The following is a 23,149-nucleotide window of genomic DNA, read 5'->3' on the forward strand; positions in this document are numbered from 1 at the left end:
ACAGTTTCACCTGTTGGCGACGCCGGGGACGGCGCCGCTCAGCGGACGGGACGTAGCGCAGTTTGGTAGCGCACTTGACTGGGGGTCAAGGGGTCGTGGGTTCAAATCCCGCCGTCCCGACAGAGAAGCAGCGGTTCGGCGAGGGGTCCACCTGAGGGTGGGCCCCTCGCCGTTTCTCCTGCGGGGCGGAAACGGGCCGTGCCCGGGGCACGGCCCGTCTCACACCACCGTCAGAAGTCCACCTGTCAGAGGCCCACCATCGCCATTCCGGCGGCGTTGTACCGGTCCCCCCGAACGCCCACCCGCGCGGCGAGCGCGTCCAGGTCGGCGACCTCGTCGGCCGAGAGCGCCACCCGTGTGGCGCCGGAGTTCTCCTCGACCCGGCCGCGGCGGCGCGTGCCGGGGATCGGCACGATCCACGACTGCTGGGCGAGCAGCCAGGCGAGCGCCACCTGCCCCGGCGTGGCGTTCCTCGCCTCGGCGAGGGCGCGGACGTGCCCCACCAGGGCCTCGTTGGCGTCGATGTTGTCGGCGGCGAACCGCGGGATGGTGGACCTGACGTCACCCTTGGTGAACTCGGTCGAGGCGCCCACGGTGCCGGTCAGGAAGCCCTTGCCGAGCGGGCTGAAGGGGACGAACCCGATACCGAGTTCGCCACAGATCGGCAGCACCTCCGGTTCGGGGTCGCGGGTCCACAGCGAGTACTCGCTCTGCACCGCCGTGACCGGATGGACGGCGTGGGCCCGGCGGATCGTCCCGGCGCCCGCCTCCGACAGCCCGAAGTGGCGTACCTTGCCGGCCTCGACGAGTTCGCCGACCGTTCCCGCGACGTCCTCGATCGGCACGTCGGGGTCGACCCGGTGCTGGTAGAAGAGGTCGAGCACGTCGGTGCCGAGCCGCCGCAGCGACTCGTCCGCGACCCGCCTGATCTGCTCGGGCCGGGAGTCGGTTCCGACCATTCCGCCGTCCCGGATGTCCCAGCCGAACTTGGTGGCGATCACGACCCGGTCGCGCAGCGGCGCCAGCGCCTCGCCGACGAGTTCCTCGTTGACGTAGGGCCCGTAGACCTCGGCGGTGTCGAGGAAGGTGACGCCCTCCTCCTCGACGGCGTACCGGATCACGCCGACCATCTCGTCGCGGTCACCCGGGTTGGGACCGTAGCTCTGCGACATGCCCATGCAGCCCAGACCGACGGCGGAGACCTCCAGGCCCTGACCGAGCGTACGTGTGTGCATCTGGTGCCTCCTCAGGCCTCGGGGATCTCGACGCCGAAGTTCTCACGGGTGACGTCGGCGGGCTCCGGGCCGCCGCGCACACCGGTGTCCAGGGCGTCGATGACGGTGAGCTGCTCTTCGGTGAGCTCGAAGCCGAACACGTCGAAGTTCTCCGTGATCCGCGACGGCGTCACCGACTTCGGGATCACCTGGCGGCCCTGCTGGATGTGCCAGCGCAGCATCACCTGCGCGGGCGTCTTGTCGTGCGCGGCCGCGATCTCGCCGATCACCGGATCCTCCAGCGTGGACCCCTTCGACCCGTCGCGGTAGAACGTGATGCCGCCGATCGGGGACCAGGCCTGGTTGAGGATGCCGTGCTCGCCGTCGTACGCCAACAGCCCGGACTGCCGGAAGTAGGGGTGGACCTCGATCTGGTTGACCGCGGGCACGACCTCGGTTTCGCCGAACAGCCGGTCGAGGTGCTCGGGCATGAAGTTCGAGACGCCGATCGCGCGCACCCCGCCGTCGGCGAGGAGCTTCTCCAGGGCCCTGTAGGCCTGGACGGTGCGCTCGAACTCCCCGGGCAGCGCCTGGTGCAGGATCAGCAGGTCGAGCTGCTCGACGCCGAGCTTTCCGACGGACTTGTCGAAGGCGTGCAGGGTCTCGTCGTAGCCGTAGTCGGTGATCCAGACCTTGGTCTCCAGGAAGACCTCCGAGCGGTCGAGGCCGGAACGGCGGACCGCCTCACCCACCTCGCGCTCGTTGCCGTAGGCCGCGGCGGTGTCGATGTGCCGGTACCCGGTCGACAACGCCGCCTCGACGGCCGTGACGGTCTGCTCCGGCGGGGTCTGGAAGACGCCGTAACCGAGGACCGGCATCTCCACGCCGTTGTTCAGGGTGACGCTTGGAATGCTCATGTCCCCACGCTAGGCCGGTCGCGGCCCGAGGGGGAGGCACGCTTGTTCGGGGTAACGGCAGTACCTCCCACCCCGCGCGGGGCACGCCTACCGTGGGGGTATGGGAACGATGGACCTGCGCAGCGAGATTCGTGAATTCCTGAGCTCGCGGCGGGCTCGCATCACCCCGGACCAGGCGGGCCTTCCGGCGTACGGCGGCAACCGCCGCGTCAAGGGCCTGCGCCGCGAGGAGGTGGCGATGCTCGCGGGCGTCTCGGTGGACTACTACGTGCGCATGGAGCGGGGCAGTCTGGCCGGAGCCTCCGAAAGCGTGCTCGACGCCCTGGCCTCCGCGCTGATGCTGGACGAGGCCGAGCGCGACCACCTGTTCGCGCTCGCCCGGGAGTCGGGAACACGCGGCGGTCGCCGGGGGCGTGGCGCCCCGACGACCATCCGGCCGGTGCTGCACCAGGTTCTCGACGCGATCACCGAAGCACCGGCCTGGATCCGCAACGGCCGTCACGACGTGCTGGCGATGAACCGGCTCGCCCGGGCCCTGTACTCCCCGGTACTCGCCGACCCGCGACGTCCGGCGAACACCGCCAGGTTCGTCTACCTCGACCCCGAGGCGGCCAGGGAGTTCTTCGTCGACTACGACCGGATCGCCAACGACGCCGCCGCGATGCTGCGCCTGGAGGCGGGCCGCAATCCGCACGACAGGGCGCTCATCGCGCTGGTCGGTGAGCTCTCGACCCGGAGCGAGCTGTTCCGGCAGCGGTGGGCCTCCCAGGACGTGCGTTTCCACCGCTCCGGACACAAGCGGCTGCGCCACCCGGCCGTCGGCCAGCTCGACCTCGACTTCGAGGCGATGGAACTCCCCTCCGAGCCCGGTCTACAGCTCAACGTCTACACCGCGCCCGCCGACTCCCCGGCGGCCGACGGCCTCAAGCTACTGGCCTCGTGGGCCGCCAGCCAGGAGCGGCTCCCCACCGAACAGGCCTCGACCGCTCACTGACGCGGCGCCCGGCCCACTCGGTCTTCCAGGGGTGGCGGAGGGCGTGCCACACTCGTGGAGTGACCGAGCCCGAGGCAGTTCCCCCCAGGGGCGGTGTCCTACCGACGCGCCCGATTCTTGGCGGTTTCCACCCCGACCCCACGGTGTGCCGTGTCGACGACGTGTTCTACCTGGCGTGTTCGAGTTTCGAGTACGCGCCGGGGGTCCCGCTGCTTCGGTCCGCGGATCTCGTGAACTGGGAGCTGATCGGTGCGGTGATGGACCGGCCCTCCCAGCTGGTGCTGCCCGACGCCGCGCCGTCCGGAGGCGTGTACGCCCCGACCCTGCGCCACCATGACGGCACCTTCTTCCTCGTGACGACCAACGTCTCCGACGGGCCCGGACACCTGCTGATGACGGCGACCGACCCCAGCGGACCGTGGTCCGACCCGGTCCGGATCCGCGGCGCGGGCGGGATCGACCCGGACCTGGTGTGGGACGAGGACGGCCGGTGCCTCCTCACGTGGTCGGACGGCGGGATACGCCAGGCCGCCCTCGACCCGGCCACCGGTGAACTCCTGTCCGAACCGCGCCAGCTGTGGAGCGGAACCGGGGGTAGGGATCCCGAGGGACCGCACCTCTACCGGGTCGGGCGTTGGTGGTACCTGCTGGTCGCCGAGGGCGGCACCGGCCCCGGCCACGCCGTGACGATCGCCCGGGGGCCCTCGCCCGAGGGACCGTTCGAGGCCTGCCCGCACAACCCCCTGCTGACCGCCAGGGGCACGCCGGGGCCGGTGCAGAACACCGGCCACGCCGACCTGGTCGAACGGCCCGACGGGTCGTGGGCGATGGTGTTCCTGGGGGTGCGTCCCTCGGGCTCCTTCCCCGGATGGCACGTGCTGGGCAGGGAGACGTTCGCCGTCGACGTCGCCTGGCGGGACGGCTGGCCCGTGGTCACCGGGCCGATCGAACCGGAGGCGCGTCCCCCGGCGCGGTCGGTGTTGGGGGAGGGGGCGCCCGGCCCCGAGTGGGTCGGCGCCGGTGTCTTCCCCGACCGGGTGCTGCGGTGGTCGCGGGACCGGTGGCGGATGTCGTCCGGTGGAACCGGCCGGGTGTTCGTCGGCCGCCGCCAGGAGCACACGACCATGACCGCCCGGGCCGGGATCGAGGCGGACCGGGGCGCGGGCGCCCTGGAGATCCGTGTCGACCCGGGACACAGGATCGCCCTGGAGGCCGAGGGCGGGCGGGTGCGCGCCGTCGCGTGCGCCGGGCCGCTCGTCACCGTGCTCGGGGAGGCGCCCCTGACTGCGGACACGGTGCTCGAACTGCGGGTGGTCGCGTCAACGGCGCCCGAGTACAGCCGCGAACGGGGTCCGGACGTGATCGTCGCCGCGGTCCGCACCCCCGAGGGGACCACCGAGTTGGCCCGGCTGGACGGACGTTACCTGTCGACCGAGGTCGCCGGTGGGTTCACCGGCCGCATGGTCGGGGTGAGTTGCGCCTCGGGTGGGATCGGTGTGCGTTTCGTCGAGTACCGAGGTGACGCCTGACAGGACCGGGAGGGGTTTTCGGCGGCTTGGCCCGTTCCCGGCAACGGCGCCGGACCCGGAGCGGCGTACCGGCCGCTCCGTCAGGGGCGGGCCCCGGACGGGAACAGGGGGGCCAGGACCCGGGCGACCTCCTCCACCCCTCTGGGCGGCCTGTCGCGAACCGCCGGGACCTCACGCAGCAGGGCACTGCCGAGGCAGGTGTTCTCGGGTCGGGACGCGTACCTGCTCTCGGCCCGCGGCACGGCGCGCACGAGCGAACGCGGGGCCCCGAGCGCGTCGGCGATCGTTCCCGCCCACGCGGCCCGGCTCACCCGTTCGGGGCCTCCCAGGTGCAGAAGCGGGTGAGGGGGCGGGACACCCGGCTCCAGCAGCGCGCCGACTACCCGGGCCACGTCGTCCACGTGTACGGGGGTGGTCCACTGGTCCGTCGGCGCCAGCACCGTGCGCCCACGGGCAAGGCGGTGGGCACACGCGGAGAAGAAGTTGAGCCACTTGTCCGTGTCCGGGGGCTCGTATCCGTACACGAGGCTGACCCGGAGCACGCTTCCGTCACGGGCGGCCGTGCGCAAAGCTCCCTCCGCGTTCGCCTTGGCCCTTCCGTATCCGCTGACCGGGCGGACGGGCGTCTCCTCCGTGGGATTTCGGTCGGTTCCGTCGAAGACGCTGTCCGTGGAGATGAGCAGCGGCCGGGTACCCGGGGCCGCGAGGGCGATGTTGGCGGTGATCGCCCCGTGGAGTGCCCGGGCCCGCGCCGGGTGCCGTGCGCACCAGGTGGCGTCGGAGGGGCCGTGCACCAGGACGGTCCGGTCCGGAGCGAACCCCTCCGCCGTGCGCAGGCAGGCGTCCCGGTCCGTCGCGTCCAGGGGCAACCACGTCCGGCTGGGGTACCGGGCCCCCTGGCGAGGGGGGCGCCGGGACGCGAGGGCGACGTTCCAGCCGTCGTCGGTGAGGGTGTCGGCGAGGGCGCGGCCGAGAAAACCGCTTCCCACGATCAGGGCCCGGGGTGTCGTCATCGCCTCTCCTCCAGGATCCTGGCCATGCCGACCAGCGAGTGGGCGTCGTCCTCACAGCCGAGGGAGACCATGGTGCCGATCTCCGTCGTGTCGACCCCGAAGCAGCCCTGCCGGGACAGTTCCTCCACCAGGAGGTCGCGGTAGGGCTTCCCGACCGCCAGGGCGAAACCGCCGATGATCACGTGGCGTCGCACCCCGGTGGAGGTGAACACCGCGCCGACGGCCGACGCGAGGTGGGCGAGGCTGTTCCGGAGGATCCCCACGGAGAAGGGGTCGCCCGCGTGCACGGCCGTCACCAGGGCCGGGTTGTCGATGCTGTCGGGGCCTGACCGGCACAGGTCCCCCAGCCCGGACGAGGCGAAGGCCTCCGGCCGACGGGCCGCCTCCCCGCGTGCGGAGGCCAGCACACCGCGGCCGGAGGACAGGGCGCCGAGGTGTCCCCGCGCGCCGCAGTTGCACAGGGGCGCCTCGGCCGACGTGTCGCACACCCAGTGCCCCATCTCGCCTCCGTGGCCGTCCGGGTGCACCAGCACCCCGCCGTCGCGGAAGACCTTGTTGCCGATCCCCGAACTGACGGTCCACAGGCAGAACGGCTCCCGTTCGACGGCGGAGTAGCGCCAGGCCGCCGCCGTGAGGTCGTTGACCACCGTGACGGGGACCTGTAGCCGCTCCTCGACCAGCTCGCCCAGGGGGAGGGGGAGGCCTCCCTCCCCCCACACGGTCGGGGCGGCCGTGACCAGCCCGTCGGCGGTGACGGGCCCGGCGAAGGCGATGCCGACCCGCTCCAGGGAACCCGGGCACAGCTCTCGCACCTCGTGGACGATCTGGTCCACGACGCGCTTCTGGAGGACGTCGACGGGGGCGTGGGGGGCCGACTCCAGTCCCGCGGTGCGGACCCGGTGTACGCGGCTCGGCGGTCGGACGCCGTCGGTGCCGGTGGCCACGCGCAGGGTCGTGCCGCCCACGTCCACCACGGCGGTGCTGTCGGGATGAGGACTCATCATGTCCTTTCGGTGTGTTCCTCTGCCACGGCGACCTCGAAGACCAGGATCTCCAGGTCCTCGGTCCCGTCGTTGACCAGGCCGTGCTCCCCGAACGGGCGGTTGACGACCACGTCGCCGCGACCGACGCGCACGTCGGCTCCGTCGACGTGCATCACCCCGCCGCCGCGCAGGACGACGTAGGTCTCCCGGTCGCTCCCGTGCCGGTGCCTGCCGATGGACACCCCTGGCGGCAGGACGGCCACGTCGATGTGCGTGACGGCACCGGCCGTCGGCGGCGCGGCGTGGAAGCGGTGTGCCAGGACGGTGCCCGCGCCGCCGTGGTCGTGCGGTTTCTCGCCGAGCAGGTCGCGGTGGAGGTTGCCGAACGCGTTCACCGTGCCAACTCCCGTGCTCCGTTCGCGGCCTCGGCCGTTCCCCGTTCCTCCAGCTCGGCCAGGGCCGCCGTGAGGAGCCGCTCCGGTACGTCCTCGCGGTTCTCCAGGAAGGCGCCCGAGCCGAGGGCGGAGGGTACGACGAGGTTCAGACGGCCACCCCTGCGCTGCCAGGCGGTCCGCACCGCGTCCGCCATGAGTTCGGGGGTGCATGTGCTCCGGTCGTACAGGGGGAGCCCCAACCGCCTGATCAGGTCCAACGCGCGTTCGCACTCGTCCGCGCGGAGCAGCCCCAGGTGCCGGGCGATCAGGCAGGAGAGGGCCATGTCGACGGCGACGGCCTCCCCGTGCCTGAGGCGGTGCCCTCCGGCGGTCTCGATCACCGGGCTGAACGTGTGGCCGAAGTCCACCAGCCGTGCGAGGTCGTGCTCCCGGAGGTTGGGGCACAACTGCTCCATCATGAGGCGCATGGACGCGCGCATGACGCGGGTCTCGGTCTGACCGGCCGCGTCGCCGCGCAGGAACACGTCCGGGCACCGTTCCAGGGCCGTCAGGAGTTCGGGGTCCAGGACCATCGCCAGCTTCGCGATCTCCGCCAACCCGCACCTGATCTCGCGCTCGGGCAGACTCGCCAGCAGTCCCTGGTCGCACAGGGACGCGTGAGGCGGGTGGTAGGTGCCTAGCATGTTCTTCGCGCCCAAGGCGTTGACCCCGGTCTTGACCCCGACCCCGACGTCCACCTGGCCGACCAGGGTCGTGTTGACCCGGGCGTGGCGCACACCCCGGGCGTACACGGACGCCGCGAAACCGACGACGTCCGCGAGGACGCCGCCGCCCACCGCCAGCATCACGCCGTTACGGTCGAGGCCGGACCGCCTGGCGACCTCGCACACCCGCTCGGCCGAGGCCAGAGTCTTGTTGCGCTCTCCCGTCGGCAGGACGGTGAGGCTCCAGTCCGAGGTGCCCATGTGCGTTCCGAGGTAGGTCCGCAGACGGTGGCCGTAGAGCCGCTCGACGTTCGGGCTGACGAACGCGACGGTCCTGCGCCCCTCCAGCCTCTCGGCCAGAAGGGTGTTCTCCGGCGCGAGGACGTCGTCCACCAGGTCCACCCGGTACGTCGTGCCGTCGGGGGCGAGCAGGTCGAAACCACCGGTGTCCTCACGGACCCCCGGCATGGTGTCACTCCGCACGGAGGAGGGAGTCAGCATCTCTTTCCTTCCCAACGCTGTGGGGATCGAGGTCGGCGAACACTTCGGCGATCCTCCGGAGGAGGGGCACCGAGGGAAGTTCGTCCAGCGGTACGGGGCGCCCCCGGGGATCGGCTACGGGCAGCCGCCAGTTGGGGTGGACGGTCGCGGTTCCCGGGAGATTCTGGGGTCTGCGGTCGCCGACCGCGTCGGGCAGCCAGACACCGAGCATCAGGGCCGGGGTCAGGCGCAGGAACCGGTGCAGCGCGAGCACCGCCTCCTCGTCGCCCACGTGGAGCGGTTCGGTGATCAGGCCCAGGCGCGACAGCTCCAGGAGCCAGGCGTCGCGTTCGGCCGCCGCGTCGGCGGCCTCCCGTTCCTCCGGCCGGGTGAGTAGCCCGAGTTCGGCGCGGATTCTGACGTGCTCTCCGCTCAGCCACGCCGCGGTCGTCGGCAGGTCGTGCGTGGTGAGCGTCGCGAGGCAGCGCCGACGCCACCGCTCGGGAGACAGCGGCCTTCGGTCCCGCTTCGCATGGTCCGCGAACTCGAAACGTTGGACGGAGGTGCCCAGGAAGCCCCGCCGGTCCAGTTCCTCGCCCACCCAGGGCTCGACCGTGCCGAGGTCCTCCCCGATCACACCCGCGTCGGCCCGGTGGGCCTCCAGCGCGAGCGCGCCGAGCATGCCCTCGTGGTCGTAGCGGACGTAGGTTCCCTCCGAGGGGCGACATCCCTGGGGGATCCACCAGAGCCGGAACAGGCCCATCACGTGGTCCACCCGTAGGGCGCCGGAGTGGCGCAGAGCGGAGCGCAGCAGCCCGGCGAACGGTTCGTAGGCGGCCTCGGCCAGAGCCTCCGGAAGCCAGGGGGGCTGGCCCCAGTCCTGCCCGTGGCGGTTGAAGTCGTCGGGCGGGGCGCCGACGCTCACCCCGGAGGCGATGCTCGCCTGCTCCATCCAGGTGTCCGCTCCCTCCGGGGCGACACCCACGGCCAGGTCGTGCACGAGTCCGACGCGCATGCCCGCGTCGAGGGCCCCGCGCTGCGCTCCGGCCAGCTGTTCGTCGGTGACCCACACCGCCCACATGTGGAAGTCGACGCGCTCCCGCAGTGCCTCGCGGGCACGGGACACGGAGGGCGAACGCGGGTCGCGCAGCTCGGCGGGCCAGGAGCGCCACGCGCCGCCGTGCACCTCGGCCAGGGCGCACCAGGTCGCGAAGTCCTCCAGAGCCCCTCCCTCTGCGCGGGAGAACTCCCCGAACGCCTCCCCGCGAGCGGGTGTGCGCGCACGTGCCCGGTGGAGCAGCCGGAGGGCACGAAGCTTGCGGTCTCGTACGGTGCCGCGGTCGATGAGCGCGGAGCCGTCCAGCACCGCTGCGTTGTCGGCGCGTGCACGTGTGGCCAGGGCGTCGACCTCCTCGCGCTCGGCGGCGGAGAGGCTCCGGTACTCGGGGACGTCCTCCACACGGACGTGCATGGGGTCGGCGAAGCGACGGGAACTCGGCCGGTATGGGGAGGGGTCGGCGAGCAGGCTCGGGTCGGTGGCGTGGAGCGGACCGAGCTGGACGAAGTCCGCGCCCAGGTCGGAGCCGGACCAGCGGGCCAGGGTGGTGAGGTCGGACAGGTCGCCCATCCCCCACGACCTCCGCGAGAGCAGGGAGTACAGCTGCACCGTGAGGCCCCAGGTACGCCGGTCCGGAACGCGGACGCGGTCGGGTACGGCCAGCAGGTGTCCGCTGGAGGCCGAGTCAGGACCCTGGACGCGCAGTCCGTGGCGTCCGTGGGGCAGCGGCCCAACGCCGTACCGGAGCCGCCCGGCTCGGTGCTCGGAACCGGAGGGCGCCAACTCGCGTCGGCCGCCGTCCTCCAACACGATCTCGCCGGAGGAACCCTCCGGCAGCCACAGGTACGGCTCCGTGTCCGAGGACTCCTCGGAGATCCGGACCACCGTGCACGCGGGCAGGAGGCGCTGGCGCAGCCTCGCGCGCCGGGCCTCCAGCGCGCCACGGGCCGCCCGTGGCGTGGAACCGTCCACCCCGCAGGCGGCCAGGACCGCCACCAGGGTGTCCGGGTGGACCTGTTGTCGTGCTCCCCGGTCGGTGGTGTAGGACGTGGCGACGCCGTGTTCCCGTGCCAGTTCGCGCAGGGGGTCGGTGGGGGCCATCACTTGCCTTCCGCGTGGTGGTGGGGTGCGAAGATCCACTCCAGGGCGACGGCCACGCCGTCCCGATCGTGGGCCGGGACCGTCTCGTCGGCGACGGCGAGGAGGTCCGGGTGCGCGTCGGCCACCGCCACGCCGTGGTCGGCCCACGCGAGCAGGGGGATGTCGTTGGGCATGTTCCCGAAGGCCACGGTGTGCTCGGGGCCGCACCCGAGCAGTTCGGCCGCGCGTGCCAGCCCCCGCGCCTTGTCGGTGCCGGAGGGCAGCAGTTCGACGATCCCGTGGTCCGAGTGGACGACGGACACCCTCCCCTCCGCGGCCCGTGTGGCCGCGTCGACGACCTTCTCGTCCGCCACGTTGGGCTGTTGGAGCAGGACCTTGTCGATGGGCCGCTTCCAGAGGGAGGAGCGGTCGCGGGTGACCGACCAGCCGTGCCGGATCCGGGGCCGGAAGCCACCGGTGACCACACACGATCCCTCCGGTGCGGCGGTGACGACCCCGAGTTCCATCTCCGGTTCCCCCAACAGGGTCTGGACGCCCTCCACCACGCTCCGCGCCAGGTCCCGGTCGAGCTCCGCCGAGAAGAGCAGTGCGTCTCGTGCGGCGTCGTAGAGCTGCGCCCCCTGGCCGCAGACCGCCAGTCCCCGGTAGCCGATGTCCCCGAAGAGCCGCCGGCAGGCCGAGGCCGGTCTGCCGGTGACCACCAGGTGGTGCGCGCCCGCCTCCGCGACCAGGGCGAGGGCCTTCCTGTTCCGGGGGGACAGCGAGCGGTCGTCCCGCAGGAGTGTTCCGTCGAGGTCGGTCGCGACCAGCCGGTAGGGCGGGACCGCGCGGGGGCGGCCCGCCCGCAGGGGGGCGGGAACGGACTCCCACTCGGTGCTTCCCGAACCCCGGGTCAGCAGTAGGACGAGGTGTCCGCCGGGCGGAGGGGTGACCGACCCGTGGAAGAGCCCTTCCGAGTGCTCCAGGGGGACGAGCACGGGCGCGTTCGCGTCCGCGGGCACCGCCTCGTCCGAGGCCCGGGCCTCCGCCGCGGACTGGCCCGGGGAACGGGGACCGCCGTCCTCCCCGGAGGAGGAGGCCACGGCCTCGACCCTCTCGACACCGGGGGCCTGGTACTCCACGTGGACGAGTCCGTCCGGCCCCCGCCTGGTCCGGCACCGGCGCGGTGCCATCCCCGTCTCCTCTCCGGGGTCCGTTGGCGCGGGGACCACCGGGGCCCTGGACGCCGTGACGGGAGCGGACGCACGCCGGGTGTCCCCCTCGAGGATCCGGGCGAACCCGTCGAGCCGGGTCCGCGCGCTGCGTTCCCAGGTGAAGGAACGGGCGGTGCTCCTGGCCCGGTCCGACAGGCGTTGGTACAGGTCCGGTTCCTCGCGCCAGACCCTCAGGGCCTCGCGGATCCGCGCGGTGAGCTCCCCTGTGAGGTCGGCGTCCCCGTCCCGGAACGAGCGGCGCACGGCGAAGCCCGTGGAGCGGGGGTCGTCGTGTGGGAGCGCGTGCCCGAAGTGGTCCGTGACCCGCTGGGCCGAACCGATGGGTACGGACCCGCAGGCCATGGCCTCGGCCTGGGCGATGAGGAACCCGTCCAGCTCGTACTTGGACGGGTAGACGCAGAAGTCCGCGACGGCGGCGTGCCGGAAGAGAAGGTCCTCGTCGGCCAGTTCCCAGGTCAGGTGGACGTTGTCCGGATAGCGGTCGGCCACTCCCTGGAAGTGGGCGTTGGCCGGTTCGGCGCCGCGCGCGGCGGAGCCGGTGGAGCAACGGATGACGAAGTTGACGTCCCGGTCCTCGGCGAGCACGTTCTCCACCGCGCGCATCAGCTCCAGCTGCCCTTTGTGGTGCACGGCGTACCGGGAGGCGTGGTAGAACGTCGGGCGCCGGGGAGACAACCCCAGGGAACGCAGGACGTCGGCACGGTCCACCGCGCCGGGATCGCGTGCCAACCAGCTGTCGGAGACACCGCAGCCCCCGTCGAGCAGCCGCTCGGGCGAGTCCCGCAGGAGCCGGGAGACCGGCAGGCGGCGGAACAGGGGATCGAAGGGCGACCCCTCGAAGCTGGTGAACCACTCCCGCTGGCCGGGCGAGACGAAGTCGACGAGGTCGGCGTGGGCGGCGACCAGGGGGAGGAACGCCACGTGGTCGTCCCCGCGCCTCTCGTGCATTCTGGTCCCGGCCAGGGTGCGTTCCACGATGTCGTCCGGTGATCCGGGGACCGGAGGGACGGGTTCGAGGGCCGCCAGGTCCAGGCCGGTGACTCCGAAGGACTCCAGCAGACGTTCCACCTGGGGCCGGTACACGCTCTGCGTGATCGGGGCGTTGGCCGCCACGGTGCTCACGGTGCGGCGCAGCGGGTCCCCGCCCCACACGAGCGGTAGCACGTAGTGGTAGAAGGGCTCGAACGCATGGACCACCGCGGGTTCCCCGGCGTGGAGCCAGTCGACGAACCGCACGCCCTCGGCCTGGAAGACCAGCGGCTTGCAGTACGCCAGGTCGCGCCCCTCGAAGGCGGGCGGCGGGTAGATCCGGTCCGGCAGGAGGTCCAGGAAGGAGTTCGAGAGCAGGTACACGTCGACACCGTCAACGCGGATCCCGTGAGCCCTGGTGGACAGCGGGAGCCCCATGTGCTCCGGGTGGTCCGGCCAGGTCCGCCGGTCCAGGACCAGCGGGAAATCGTGGTCGTGCCGGTAGTCGAGCTCCTCGACGCGGTGAGCGCTCCGGAGGGTGTCCAGGTGTCCGTGCGCGGGAGTGACCACGCTGACACGGTGTCCGGCTCCGGCGTACTCCCGTGCCAGGTTCCACACCAGGGGGGAGAGCCCGCCCCGCATCAGCCGGTGGTCGTAGCCACCGCACTCGAACGAGAAGAGCACGATGTTCACGGGCTCACCGCCCCGAGGAAGGCCGCGCGGGCCCGCTCCCCGGCCCCGCGCAGCACGGTCGGGTCCGCGAACTCCGCGTGGGTACCGGCGCTGCCGCAGGCGAACGCGCCCGCCACCGCCCCCGACAGGGCGCATTCACTGATCTCCCGGTCCTCCAGGTAGGAGTACAGGAACGCGGCGACGAAGGCGTCGCCCGCGCCGTTGCTGTCCACGACCGGGCGTTCGGGGGGCACGGCGGGGTAGTGCCGGGGGGTCGACTCCCCGCGCACCAGCACGTGGCAGCCCCGTTCCCCGTCGGTGGCGACGACGACCCGGGCCCGACCCCGGTCGATGACCTCGTGCAGTACCCGGTGGACGCGGTCGCGGATCGACGCGGCGCTGAGGAACACCAGGTCCGAGCGCAGCGCGTAGAAGAGGTGGTGCGGGTTCTGCCCGTCCCAGTCGTGCAGGTCCGTGGAACTGCTGACGCCGAGCGACGCGATGTCCTCGTACATGTCCCTGTTGTGGCCGATGATGGACATGTGCACGTGCCGGGAGCGTTCCAGGTGGGGCAGGTAGAACGTGCGGGGCAGGCGCAGGTCGGCCGGGTGGCGACCGTCGTAGAAGGAGAAGCGGCGCCCCTCGGCGTCCACCAGGTTGACTCCCCGGGGCGTGCCGTGCTCTGAGACGATCCGGCTGAAGTCCAGACCCGTCTCGGCGTAGGCGTCCAGGATCATCCGGCCCTGGGCGTCGTCCCCCAGGAAGTCGATGAACTTGGTGGACATCCCCAGCGTGTGGCAGCCGAGAGCCACCCCGTTCCCGGTGTGGGCGACGTAGTCGTACACCGGCGGGACGCCCGTGGAGTCACCCTCGGGAACCCTCAGCTCGTCGACGCGGACGATGGTGTCCACGCCCGCTCCTCCGGCGACCAGGACGTCGTACTCGGGCTCGTTCATGTGATCCGCTCCGTTCTCTCGTGCTCGATGACGTGTGTCTCTCCGGTTCCCAGGACCACCGACGAGTCGATCCGGGCGTGGTCGGGTACACGCGCTCCCGGCATCACCACGCTGCGATGGACCCGGGCGCCGGTACCGATCCGCGCTCCGGGGAACACGACGCTCCGGTCGAGGCTCCCCCCGTTGGCCAGGCCGTCGGGGACGACACTCCGTGTCACCCCCTCCGCGCGCTCCACGAAGGACCGGTGCGTGCCGGGGGAGAGCGTCCAGGGCATCCCGGCGACCGGCAGGGGGGCGTGCGGCCCCGCCAGGGCCAGGTGCGCCCGGTGGTACCGCTCGACGGTGCCGATGTCCTCCCAGTGGGCACGCACCTCGTACCCGCGTATCCGCTCCCCCCGCGCGAGCATCGCGGGGATCACGTCCCTGCTGAGGTCGTGTTGCCAGGAGGTCCCGTCGAGCAGTTCCAGGTAGCGGTGGAGCACGGTGGCGTCGAAGACGCAGAACGCGGCGAAGACCAGGTCGCTGGTCGGCTCCGGGGGTTTCTCCACGAAGTCCGTGAGGTTCCCGCGACCGTCGAACCCCACCATGCCGAACAGGTGCACCCAACGCCGTTCGATGCGCTGGTAGGCGATGGTCAGCGCGGCCCGCGACGCCCGGTGCTCGGCGATCAGGCGCCCGTAGTCGTGGTGGTAGACGTGGTCGGCGTGCAGGACGAGCACCTCCGACGTCCCCTCTCCGAAGACGTACTCCGCCTTGCGGATCAGGGCGTCGGCCGTGCCCCTCTCACGCGGTCCCGTGGGAGCCAGGGGCCCCTGCGGGAGTGCGCCATCGCGCGAGGACCGATAGGCCGCGTCGTGCGGACCGAAGTGCACCCTGACCCCCGGGGTCGTGTTCCAGTCCAGGTGCAGGGCGTCCATGACCCGCCGTTCCTCGTGCTGTGAGAGCAGCAGCACCTCCCCGAAGCCCGTCCGGTGGGCGTTGGCGAGGCTGAAGTCGACGAGACGGCACGCGCCCCCGAAGGGGACCAGGGGTTTGGGCAGGCCGTCCCCCAGCCAGCCCATTCGGCGCCCCTCACCGCCCGCGAGCAGGACCGCCCTCACCCCGTCCGTGGTGTCAGCCATGGCGCACCGTGTCCCAGGCGGAGCGTCCGGAGTCGAGGGTCAGGAGCAACATCGCCGACGCGGACGTGCCGTCCTCCCCGGGCGCCTGGGGGAGCGAGAACTCGCCCGCCCCGATCCTGGTCAGTGGGACGACCCGTGCGGCGGCGCGCTCTCCGTCGACGTCCGCGCCGGGTACGACCATCTCGACCCTGAGGGCGTGCGCGAACCGGTAGACGGCTCCGTCGTCCCCGCCGGACCCGTGCCGGGACCGCAGGAGGTCGGCCTCCTCGGCGGGAACGTGGCCGCCGTGGCCCCGCAGCAGGCGTTCGCAGGACGCGAAGTCGGCGCGCCGCCAGGCGGACCGGAAGAGCCGCCGCGCGGCCCCGCCGTCCACCGGCGCGCACCTGGCGTAGACCTCCGGATCCCCCAGCTCCAGCGCGGCCTCGGCGATCTCCTCCCGGTGCTCCGTCCAGGCGTGTTCGGGGAGCAGATCGAACCATCCCCACCGCAGCGCGTCCTGGGCCTTCAGCACCGGCCGCTCTCCGCGCCACAGCGACGCGAACGCCTCCAGGTGCCTGCGCGCGCAGTCCTCCCAGGTGAACCTCCGGGCCACGGCGGCGGACCGGGCCGACAGTTCCCCGTACCGCTCCGGGTCCTTCTCCAGGAGCTCGGCCGCCTCCCGCAGCCTCTCCGCGAGTGCCGCCACGAGCAGGTCGTCGTCCTCCGCGAAGGAGCGTGGGACGGAAAGGCCCGTGGTCAGCGGTTCGGGGGAGGCGTGGTGGAAGTGGGAGGTCCCGCACTGGTCGGTGGCCACGGGGACGGCCCCGTGCGCCATGGCCTCCCCCTGGGCGATGAGGAAGGTGTCCATCTCGAACTTCGAGGGGAAGACGCAGAAGTCGGCCGCGGCGGCGTACGCGCGGACGGCGCCCTCCTCCGCCCGGGCGGACTGGATCCGGACCCGGTCGGGCCAGCGCCGCTCCACCTCGTGGAAGAGGGGGTCGTCGATCCCCACCGGTGAGACGCAGCGCAGGACGAAGTTGGCCGACAAACCGTCGCCGAGCACCCGGTCCACGGCGCGGAGCAGTTCGCGTTGTCCCTTGTGCTCGACCGCGTAGCGGGCGTTGTGGAAGAAGGTCGGCAGGTTCGGGTCCAGCCCCAGACCGTCGAGGACCCCCTCCCGGTCGGCCTCGTCACCGTGGTCCGCGAGCCAGGTGTCGGAGATCGCGCAGCCGCCCACGAACCCCTTGCGCGCGTTGCGGCGTACCGTCCCGTACACGTCGAGTTCCCGGAAGAGGCGTTCGAAGGGAGTGTCCCGGAAGGTGGTGTAGAAGTCCCGCTGCCCCGGGGAGAGGAAGTCGACCAGGTCGGCGTGCTCGGCGACCAGTTCGTACACGCCGACGTGGTCCCTCGGGTACTCGTAGTGCAGGTGGGTGCGCTGCTGGTATTGGCTCATCGCGGCGAGGTCCCCGCCCGTACCGCGACTTCCGCCCGTGCCGGGCTCCCCCTCGGGGTCGCCTTCGCCGTCCGCCCCCGCGGGTAGGGGAGCGTCGAGGGCCTCCAGCAGGCGGTGTACCTGGGGGGCGTGGACCTTCTTCGTGATCGGCATGTTGCTCTGCACGGTGCTGACGACCTGCTTGGTCGGGTCGTCCCTCAGCGCCGCGGGCAGGAGGTAGTGGTAGTAGGGCTCGTGCATGTGCACGATCGCTCTCTCGTCCTCGAACCACGCGCGCAGGAAGCGGACGCAGTCGGCCTGGAACACGAGCGGTTTGAGGAAGGTGAGGTCCCGGCCTTTGGCGGAGTAAGGCGGGTAGAAGGAGTCCGGCAACCGGTCGAGGTACTCGTTGGAGAGGAGGTACAGGTCGACGCCCTCCTTGCGGATCCGGTGCGCCGTCGTCCTCAGGTCCAGGTACGCGGTCTCCTCGAATCCCTGCCAGACGCGCGGGTCGAGCACGAGCGGGAGCGTGTGAACGTCCTCGTAGGGCAGGTCCTCGACCTCGTGACGGCCGCGGAGGTCGTCCAGGCGCCCGTGCGCGGGGGAGACCATCGAGACCCGGTGGCCCTCGCGGGCGAACGCGCGGGAGAGGTTCCAGAGGTAGACGGAGGTCCCGCCCTGCAACATGGTGTGGTCGAAGCCGCAGCACTCGAAGTAGGTCTCGATGATGTGCATCTGGGACACGGTGATCACATCCTCGCGGTGGAGGGCTCGGTCGCGCGGGCGAGCGCGTGCCGAAGGTCCATGGCTGTGTGGTAGAGGCGTGCGTGGTCCTGGTTGTAGGTGAGTTCGTGCAGAAGGCGGTGCAGGTACAGGAGGCGGTACAGCGGGGACCGCCGCCCCTCGTTTCCGCCGCCGGGGGATCCCAGCAGGAGTTCGCTCACCCGGTCCCGCCAGACGTCGGCCGCCCGGCACACCGTGCGCAGGACCGTGAGGTCCGCCTCGGGCCAGGGAGCTTCCGGGCGCGGACGCCGGGCCGCGTCGAGCACGGCCGCCACGGCCGCGTCCGTGTTCTCCCTGCCCAGGAGCCGCGCACCGTGGTCGAGGGCCTCGTCGGTGGTGAAGTACTCCAGGGCGCGGCGCAGGGCGACGCGGTCCGCCAGCGGGGACTGCAACCGCCAGCCCGGATCCGCGGGGGAGGGGGTGGAGACGTCGATGACGCGGACGCTCCCGGGGTGCGGTGCGTACGCCCGGGGCTCGAGGATCAGGTGGGACAGGTGGAGGTCCCCGTGGCAGGGACCGGCCTCCCCCTCCTCGTGGAAGGCCGTGCCCTCGGAGTGACGGAGCCACAGGTCGTCGGCCTCGACGCGCAGGGCATCCAGTGCCGCGTTCCACAGGCCGACCGGGATCTCCTCGCTCACCGGAGGGCGTCGGCCCAGCGCGGCCAGGGAACTGGAGGCGGCCTCCAGCGCGGAGCCGACGGGGTAGGCGTCCCCGGGGCCGTCGCCCCCGAGCGCCGCGGCCAGGTCGCGGTGGAACCGGCGCAGGGAGGCGCCCGCCTCACGCAGGACCCCCTCCAGGGGGCGCAGCCCCTCGCGGGCGGTCGCGTCGGGGGAGGGGGAGGACCGCAGCTTCGGCCACAGGGAACGCAGGTTCTCGCGCAGAGGGGCGTCCAGGCCCTCGCCCGTGACGTGCTCGTAGAGCACACCGAGGGGGTACTCGGCTCCGTCGTCGGGGCTGACGTAGCGGTAGTCACCCGCCCAGCGCGGGGTGTGTCCCGTGCGGCCGAGGCGCCGCAGCAGTTCGGGCTCGTGTGCGGGCGGGCTGATCCGCCGGTACCTCTTGTGGACGTAGGCGGTTCCGGCGACGTCCACCAGGGCGAGGGAGTTGGACGACGGCTGAAGGTCGAACCCCCGGGGGAGCGTTGCGCCCTCGGGGATCGCGCCCGCGCGGAACTCGATCACGCCCCCGCGCCCCGTGGGGACGCGGCGTCGGGCCCTCAGCAGTTCCACGACCACGGCGTCGAAGCGGGACGCGTCGGGTTCTTCGGAGTTCCCGACGCCGGACGGGGCGAGGCGCCAGGTGTGGGAGCCCGAGGGTTCGGTGAGGACGAGGATCCGGACACCCGTGTCCGCGAGCTCCGCCTGGTCCACCACCTCCTCCGCGTCGGCGGGGAAGGGGGCCGGTCCGGCCGAGGGATCCGTGTGCCGTTTCATCGGGCTCAACTCCCGGTCATCTCGTAGGTGGCGAGTCCCCGGTGCCACACGGTCAGGGAGACGGCGAGGGCCGCCGCCGTGACCACGGGTGTCCAGACGACCAGCCCGGCGTCGCCGGACAGCAGGTACGTGCAGGGGACGTAGGCGGTGAAGGCGAAGGGAAGGCACCACGTCGTGAAGGCGCGCATGACGGGGTGGAGGATCTCCAGCGGGTACGCGGCGAACTCCGAGATCTGGTTGGCCGCGTGCATGGCGGGGAAGCTCGTGACCGTCCAGAAGGACAGGGACGCGAACAGGAGCTTCACGGACATGTGGATGAGCGCCCCGAGGAACACGAGCACGGCGGCGGCCAGCCACTGTGCCGGAGTGAGCTCCAGGTCCAGATGGTGTCCCGCCCACGCGACCAGCGCCGCACCCACGAGCAGCTCCCCGAAGCCGTCGGGGTGGAAGAACCGCTCGGACAGCAGGGCGAACAGCGGGTTCACGGGACGAATGAGGTACCGGTAGAACTCGCCCTGCTGGACCAGGCGCCGGCCCAACTCCCACAACTGGTCCGTGAAGAGGCGGTCGAGGGAACGCGGCAGCAGGGAGAAACCCAGGAGGAAGACCATCTCGTGCAGCGTCCAGCCGCCCACGGCCGGAGTGAACTGGAAGATCACGCCGACGACGGCGGTCTGCACGCCCACCCGGACCAGGAAGGCGCCGGCGCCCAGGGCGAAGTCCGCCCTGTAGGTCATCAGCCGCTGGAGCCCGATCCCGCCGAGGTACCAGGCCAGACGCGCGTGGCGCAGGAACTCCCTCATCCGCCCAGCACCTCCAGGCGACGGACCGCGAACCGCCACACCAGCGCGGCGACCGCGCACATGACGGCCGTCCAGAGCAGCTGGAGGCCCAGGACCCCGAGGATCCCCGGGACTCCGTCGTACCGTCCCAGCAGCAGGGTCAGCGGGCTGTCGACCATCGTGTGGAAGGGGAGGAGGCGCGTCACCGCGGCGAGCGCGTCCGGCATCAGCCCGACGGGAACCATCTGTCCGGAGAAGAACGCCACCACGGTTTGCTTCATCAGCCGGATCCCCCAGGTGTTGGTGGTGACGAAGGCGGCCATGCCCACCAGGAGGTTGACCAGGTAGGCGACCGCCGCGGACAGCACGGCCGACACCGCGAACAGCAGGGCGTCGACGGGGCGGGGCACGTTGAGCGGAACCAGGAGGGCGAACAGCAGGAGGACGGGCAGACCGGCGAACAGCGCGTTGGTCCCGATGACCGGCAGGCAGGCGAAGGCCCTGACCGCCGGGTAGCTGACCGGCTTGAGCAGCATGGCCGCCACGTGGCCCCGGTAGACCTCGGCGGAGACCTCGTCGTCCACGCGGTTGGCGTGCAGGAGGCCGAGGATCTGGGCGACGAGCAGGTAGGTGGTGAGCTCCGCCGTGTCGAATCCCCCCGGCGGCCCGTCGGGTGAGCTGGAGTGGACCGCCCGCCACAGGAAGATCATCATCGCCGCGCTCGCGGCGGCCGTCACCGCCGAGATGGCGAACATCGAGCGGTAGCGCAGCAGGGACTGGAGGCTCCCGGTGACGAACGGGGTGTAGCGGAAGGCCGGGCGTAGGGGGTTCACGCCGCCCCGCCCGGTGCGCGGCCCCGGTGTCCGTTCCGGGTGTAGAGCTCCTTGAGGACCGTGCCCAGGTCGGGCTCGGGCACATAGCACTCGGTCAGGTCGACGCGTTCCAGAAGGAAGGACAGGACCTCCCGGGACGAGAGCAGGCCGACCGGGTGGTCGATCCTCACCCGCTGGCCGTCCAGGCGTACCCGGGTCCCGGGGAGGGCGTGCTCCACCTCGGCGGCCACCGCCTCCGGGCTGGGGCCGCCCCGGTACTCGAAGATCACACAGCGCTGCCCCGCGGTGCTCAGCAGCTGGTCGATCCGCCCCTGGTAGATCACCCGCCCGTGGTCGACGACCAGGGCTGTGTCGCAGATGCTCGTGATGTCGGCGAGGTCGTGGCTGGTGAGGAGGACCGTCGTGCCGAGTTCCCGGTTGACCCGGTTGACCAGCTCACGGACCGCCTCCTGGAGGACCATGTCGAGTCCGATGGTCGGTTCGTCCCAGAACAGCACCTCGGGGTCGTGCAGGAGGCTGGCCGCGATCTCGGCGCGCATCCGCTGGCCCAGACTGAGCTGGCGTACGGCGGTCGTCGCCAGCGCGTCGATGTCGAGCAGCTCCCGGAAGAGCCGGAGGTTGCGCTGGTACACAGCGTCGGGGATGTCGTGGATGCGGCGCAGGATACGGAAGGAGTCGGGAACGGACAGGTCCCACCAGAGCTGGCTGCGCTGCCCGAACACCACGCCGATCCGGCGGGCCGTGCGCCGACGGTTCCGGTAGGGCTCCAGACCGTTCACCAGGCAGTGCCCCGAGGTGGGCGTCATGACTCCGGTGAGCATCTTGACGGTCGTGGACTTTCCGGCGCCGTTGGCGCCCAGGTACGCCGTCCTGGAGCCCGCGGGGATATCGAAGGAGACGCCGTCGACGGCCCGGACGGTACGGTACCTGCGGGTGAGGAGCGTGCGCAGGCTCCCCGACAGACCTTCCTCGCGCTCGGGCACGCGGAACTCCTTGACGAGGTTCTCGACGACGATCACGCGCCCTCCACCCGTTCCAGGGCGCGTTCGAGGGAGTCCAGGGCCGAGTCCAGGGTCCCCTCGTCGATGTTCAGGGGCGGGCTGAGGCGGATCACGTGGCCGCCCAGGGCGGTCCGCACCCCCAGGTCGAGCGCGGCCCGGTAGACCTCGCGCGCGGTCTCGGGCGCGGGTTCACGCGAGGCGTGGCCGCGGACGAACTCCACCCCGTGGAGGAGACCGAGGCCCCGGACGTCCCCGACGCTGGGGAAGCGGTCCCGCATCCGGGTGAGCCGCTCGCCCACGACCGCGCCCAGCTCCTTCGCGCGTGCGGCCAGGGCCTCGCGTTCGACCACCCCGAGCGTGGCGGTCGCGGCGGCGACGCCCAGGGGGTTGCCGCCGTAGGTGGAGGCGTAGGCGCCGGGTTCGGAGGCCGCGGGGTGGTGCATGAGCTCCCGGGGACCGGCGAGCACGGAGAAGGGGAATCCGTTGGCGGTGCCCTTGGCCATGACGACCAGGTCCGGGCGCACACCGACCTCCTCGCTGGCGAGGAAGGAGCCGGTGCGGCCGCCCCCGGTGAGGACCTCGTCGGCGACCAGGAGGACGCCGTTGTCCCGGCAGGCCCGCGCCACCGTCTCCCAGTAGCCGGGGGGCGGCGTGATCACCCCGGCCGCGCCCTGGACGGGTTCGAAGACCAGCGCGGAGACGTTCGGCTTCTCGGCGATGTGGCGGCGTACGAGGGAGGCGCAGCGCAGCTCGCAGGAGGGGTGTTCGAGCTCCAGGGGGCACCGGTAGCAGTGGGGCGCGTACCCCAGCACGCTGTTCCCGGCGAAGGACTGGGTGCCGACGTCCCAGTGCACCAGCATCCGCGCGCCCATGGTCTTGCCGTGGAAGCCGTGGCGCAGGGCGCCGATCCGGTTGCGTTCGGGCGGAGCGGTCCGCTGGACCAGGCGCAGGGCCGCCTCGACGGCCTCGGCCCCGGTGGAGAAGAAGGCGTAGGTGTCGAGCTCGGAGGGCAGGAGCCGGGCCAGCAGCTCGCACAGCTCGGCCCTTTCCGGAAACGCCGAGTCGTGGACGTTCCACAGCCGCTGGGCCTGTGCGCTGAGGGCCTCGACGGTTTCGGGGTGGGCGTGCCCGAGCGACTGCGTGAGGGCTCCGGCGGCGAGGTCCACGTAGGTGCCACCGTCCATGTCGGTCAGCGTGGACCCGTTTCCGCTGGTGAAGACCCGACGGCCGAACGCGGCCTCGTCGGTGGCGCCGGGAGCGACGTGCGCGCTCTCGCGCTCCAGCCACCGTTCCTGTTTTCCAAGGTCGGGGAATGAAAGACCTTGCAGTGCCTGGTCAGGGCTTTCCTCCTGGCTGGCCTCCTGCATTCAGGCATCCCTTCAGCTGGAATTATCGCACTTCAGAGCCGGCGAACAGCGCTCTCACGCGAGGCCGGAAGGTCGGATGGCTGGCCCGGTGTTTCGGACTTCGGCGGGACAGAGTGAAGCAGGGAACGATATTTGTGTCAATGGTTTGCGCAAGGATCTGAAATATCTTGCGTTGTCCTTTGGGGGTGTGGTTGGGTTGCCCCGATCCCAGCCAGGCAGG

At 71.9% G+C, this 23,149-nt stretch carries 18 protein-coding genes and 1 tRNA gene; 3 read left to right on the forward strand and 16 right to left on the reverse strand.

Annotated elements, in window-relative coordinates; genetic code table 11:
• The first annotated feature begins 46 nt into the window (after positions 1–46).
• Positions 47–120 (forward strand) — tRNA-Pro (locus D455_RS0120205).
• Between the two features lie 125 nt (positions 121–245).
• Here the strand turns inward: D455_RS0120205 and D455_RS0120210 are convergent.
• Positions 246–1,235, reverse strand: coding sequence for an aldo/keto reductase (locus tag D455_RS0120210; RefSeq protein WP_017572520.1), 990 nt, complete (start codon positions 1,233–1,235; stop codon positions 246–248).
• Positions 1,236–1,246: 11 nt separating this feature from the next.
• Positions 1,247–2,131 carry an aldo/keto reductase gene (locus D455_RS0120215; protein WP_026122811.1) on the reverse strand — a complete coding sequence of 295 codons (885 nt, stop codon included), beginning with the start codon at positions 2,129–2,131 and terminating at the stop codon, positions 1,247–1,249.
• A gap of 109 nt (positions 2,132–2,240) precedes the next feature.
• Here D455_RS0120215 and D455_RS0120220 point away from each other — a divergent pair, with 109 nt between their 5' ends.
• Both D455_RS0120220 and D455_RS0120225 read left to right on the forward strand, forming a co-directional pair.
• Entirely contained in the window at positions 2,241–3,125 is an 885-nt protein-coding gene (locus D455_RS0120220; RefSeq protein ID WP_206539280.1) for a helix-turn-helix transcriptional regulator, read from the forward strand.
• Positions 3,126–3,184: 59 nt separating this feature from the next.
• Positions 3,185–4,654 (forward strand): glycoside hydrolase family 43 protein, encoded by a 1,470-nt coding sequence (locus D455_RS0120225; RefSeq protein WP_026122812.1) that lies wholly within the window; start codon positions 3,185–3,187, stop codon positions 4,652–4,654.
• Positions 4,655–4,734: 80 nt separating this feature from the next.
• On the opposite strand, the gene D455_RS0120230 is transcribed toward D455_RS0120225, so the two are convergent.
• The 14 genes from D455_RS0120230 to D455_RS0120300 are packed head-to-tail and all read right to left on the reverse strand — an operon-like array spanning position 4,735 to position 22,929.
• Positions 4,735–5,667: an SDR family oxidoreductase gene (locus D455_RS0120230; protein ID WP_017572524.1), complete on the reverse strand. Its 933-nt coding sequence runs from the start codon at positions 5,665–5,667 to the stop codon at positions 4,735–4,737.
• A complete protein-coding gene (locus D455_RS0120235; protein WP_017572525.1) occupies positions 5,664–6,668 on the reverse strand; it encodes an ROK family protein in 1,005 nt (334 codons plus the stop codon). The genes D455_RS0120230 and D455_RS0120235 overlap by 4 nt, the downstream gene beginning before the upstream one ends.
• Complete coding sequence (locus D455_RS0120240; RefSeq protein WP_017572526.1) at positions 6,668–7,045, reverse strand: cupin domain-containing protein; 378 nt, start codon at positions 7,043–7,045, stop codon at positions 6,668–6,670. The genes D455_RS0120235 and D455_RS0120240 overlap by 1 nt, the downstream gene beginning before the upstream one ends.
• The gene (locus D455_RS0120245) at positions 7,042–8,250 is read right to left on the reverse strand and encodes a sedoheptulose 7-phosphate cyclase (protein ID WP_017572527.1); all 1,209 of its coding nucleotides are present in this window, start codon (positions 8,248–8,250) and stop codon (positions 7,042–7,044) included. The genes D455_RS0120240 and D455_RS0120245 overlap by 4 nt, the downstream gene beginning before the upstream one ends.
• Positions 8,222–10,387 (reverse strand): 4-alpha-glucanotransferase, encoded by a 2,166-nt coding sequence (gene malQ, locus D455_RS0120250; RefSeq protein WP_017572528.1) that lies wholly within the window; start codon positions 10,385–10,387, stop codon positions 8,222–8,224. The genes D455_RS0120245 and malQ overlap by 29 nt, the downstream gene beginning before the upstream one ends.
• The gene (locus D455_RS33125; RefSeq protein WP_017572529.1) at positions 10,387–13,263 is read right to left on the reverse strand and encodes an HAD hydrolase family protein; all 2,877 of its coding nucleotides are present in this window, start codon (positions 13,261–13,263) and stop codon (positions 10,387–10,389) included. Before D455_RS33125 ends, malQ begins: the two co-directional genes overlap by 1 nt.
• The gene (locus D455_RS0120265) at positions 13,260–14,198 is read right to left on the reverse strand and encodes a carbohydrate kinase family protein (RefSeq protein WP_017572530.1); all 939 of its coding nucleotides are present in this window, start codon (positions 14,196–14,198) and stop codon (positions 13,260–13,262) included. The genes D455_RS33125 and D455_RS0120265 overlap by 4 nt, the downstream gene beginning before the upstream one ends.
• Positions 14,195–15,319 carry a sugar phosphate nucleotidyltransferase gene (locus D455_RS0120270; RefSeq protein WP_017572531.1) on the reverse strand — a complete coding sequence of 375 codons (1,125 nt, stop codon included), beginning with the start codon at positions 15,317–15,319 and terminating at the stop codon, positions 14,195–14,197. Before D455_RS0120270 ends, D455_RS0120265 begins: the two co-directional genes overlap by 4 nt.
• A complete protein-coding gene (locus D455_RS0120275) occupies positions 15,312–17,465 on the reverse strand; it encodes a glycosyltransferase (RefSeq protein ID WP_040685010.1) in 2,154 nt (717 codons plus the stop codon). Before D455_RS0120275 ends, D455_RS0120270 begins: the two co-directional genes overlap by 8 nt.
• Positions 17,466–17,479: 14 nt before the next feature.
• Positions 17,480–18,946: a hypothetical protein gene (locus tag D455_RS0120280; RefSeq protein WP_017572533.1), complete on the reverse strand. Its 1,467-nt coding sequence runs from the start codon at positions 18,944–18,946 to the stop codon at positions 17,480–17,482.
• Between the two features lie 5 nt (positions 18,947–18,951).
• Positions 18,952–19,749, reverse strand: coding sequence for an ABC transporter permease (locus D455_RS0120285; RefSeq protein ID WP_017572534.1), 798 nt, complete (start codon positions 19,747–19,749; stop codon positions 18,952–18,954).
• Positions 19,746–20,561, reverse strand: coding sequence for an ABC transporter permease (locus D455_RS0120290; RefSeq protein ID WP_017572535.1), 816 nt, complete (start codon positions 20,559–20,561; stop codon positions 19,746–19,748). Before D455_RS0120290 ends, D455_RS0120285 begins: the two co-directional genes overlap by 4 nt.
• Positions 20,558–21,580, reverse strand: coding sequence for an ABC transporter ATP-binding protein (locus D455_RS0120295; RefSeq protein ID WP_017572536.1), 1,023 nt, complete (start codon positions 21,578–21,580; stop codon positions 20,558–20,560). Before D455_RS0120295 ends, D455_RS0120290 begins: the two co-directional genes overlap by 4 nt.
• A complete protein-coding gene (locus D455_RS0120300) occupies positions 21,577–22,929 on the reverse strand; it encodes an aspartate aminotransferase family protein (protein WP_017572537.1) in 1,353 nt (450 codons plus the stop codon). Before D455_RS0120300 ends, D455_RS0120295 begins: the two co-directional genes overlap by 4 nt.
• Between the last annotated feature and the right edge of the window lie 220 nt (positions 22,930–23,149).

It is taken from the genome of Nocardiopsis halotolerans DSM 44410 (assembly GCF_000341065.1).
In the GTDB taxonomy this organism is placed as follows: Bacteria; Actinomycetota; Actinomycetes; order Streptosporangiales; family Streptosporangiaceae; genus Nocardiopsis; species Nocardiopsis halotolerans.

Excerpts from the sequence above, each read along its gene's own strand:
- D455_RS0120270 (WP_017572531.1), bottom strand. The coding sequence starts at position 15,319 with ATGGCTGACACCACGGACGGGGTGAGGGCGGTCCTGCTCGCGGGCGGT.
- D455_RS0120280 (WP_017572533.1), bottom strand. The coding sequence starts at position 18,946 with ATGAAACGGCACACGGATCCCTCGGCCGGACCGGCCCCCTTCCCCGCC.
- D455_RS0120230 (WP_017572524.1), bottom strand. The coding sequence starts at position 5,667 with ATGACGACACCCCGGGCCCTGATCGTGGGAAGCGGTTTTCTCGGCCGC.
- D455_RS0120235 (WP_017572525.1), bottom strand. The coding sequence starts at position 6,668 with ATGAGTCCTCATCCCGACAGCACCGCCGTGGTGGACGTGGGCGGCACG.
- D455_RS0120215 (WP_026122811.1), bottom strand. The coding sequence starts at position 2,131 with ATGAGCATTCCAAGCGTCACCCTGAACAACGGCGTGGAGATGCCGGTC.
- D455_RS0120275 (WP_040685010.1), bottom strand. The coding sequence starts at position 17,465 with ATGCACATCATCGAGACCTACTTCGAGTGCTGCGGCTTCGACCACACC.
- D455_RS0120220 (WP_206539280.1), top strand. The coding sequence starts at position 2,241 with ATGGACCTGCGCAGCGAGATTCGTGAATTCCTGAGCTCGCGGCGGGCT.
- malQ (WP_017572528.1), bottom strand. The coding sequence starts at position 10,387 with ATGGCCCCCACCGACCCCCTGCGCGAACTGGCACGGGAACACGGCGTC.
- D455_RS0120285 (WP_017572534.1), bottom strand. The coding sequence starts at position 19,749 with ATGAGGGAGTTCCTGCGCCACGCGCGTCTGGCCTGGTACCTCGGCGGG.
- D455_RS0120245 (WP_017572527.1), bottom strand. The coding sequence starts at position 8,250 with ATGCTGACTCCCTCCTCCGTGCGGAGTGACACCATGCCGGGGGTCCGT.
- D455_RS0120300 (WP_017572537.1), bottom strand. The coding sequence starts at position 22,929 with ATGCAGGAGGCCAGCCAGGAGGAAAGCCCTGACCAGGCACTGCAAGGT.
- D455_RS0120265 (WP_017572530.1), bottom strand. The coding sequence starts at position 14,198 with ATGAACGAGCCCGAGTACGACGTCCTGGTCGCCGGAGGAGCGGGCGTG.
- D455_RS0120210 (WP_017572520.1), bottom strand. The coding sequence starts at position 1,235 with ATGCACACACGTACGCTCGGTCAGGGCCTGGAGGTCTCCGCCGTCGGT.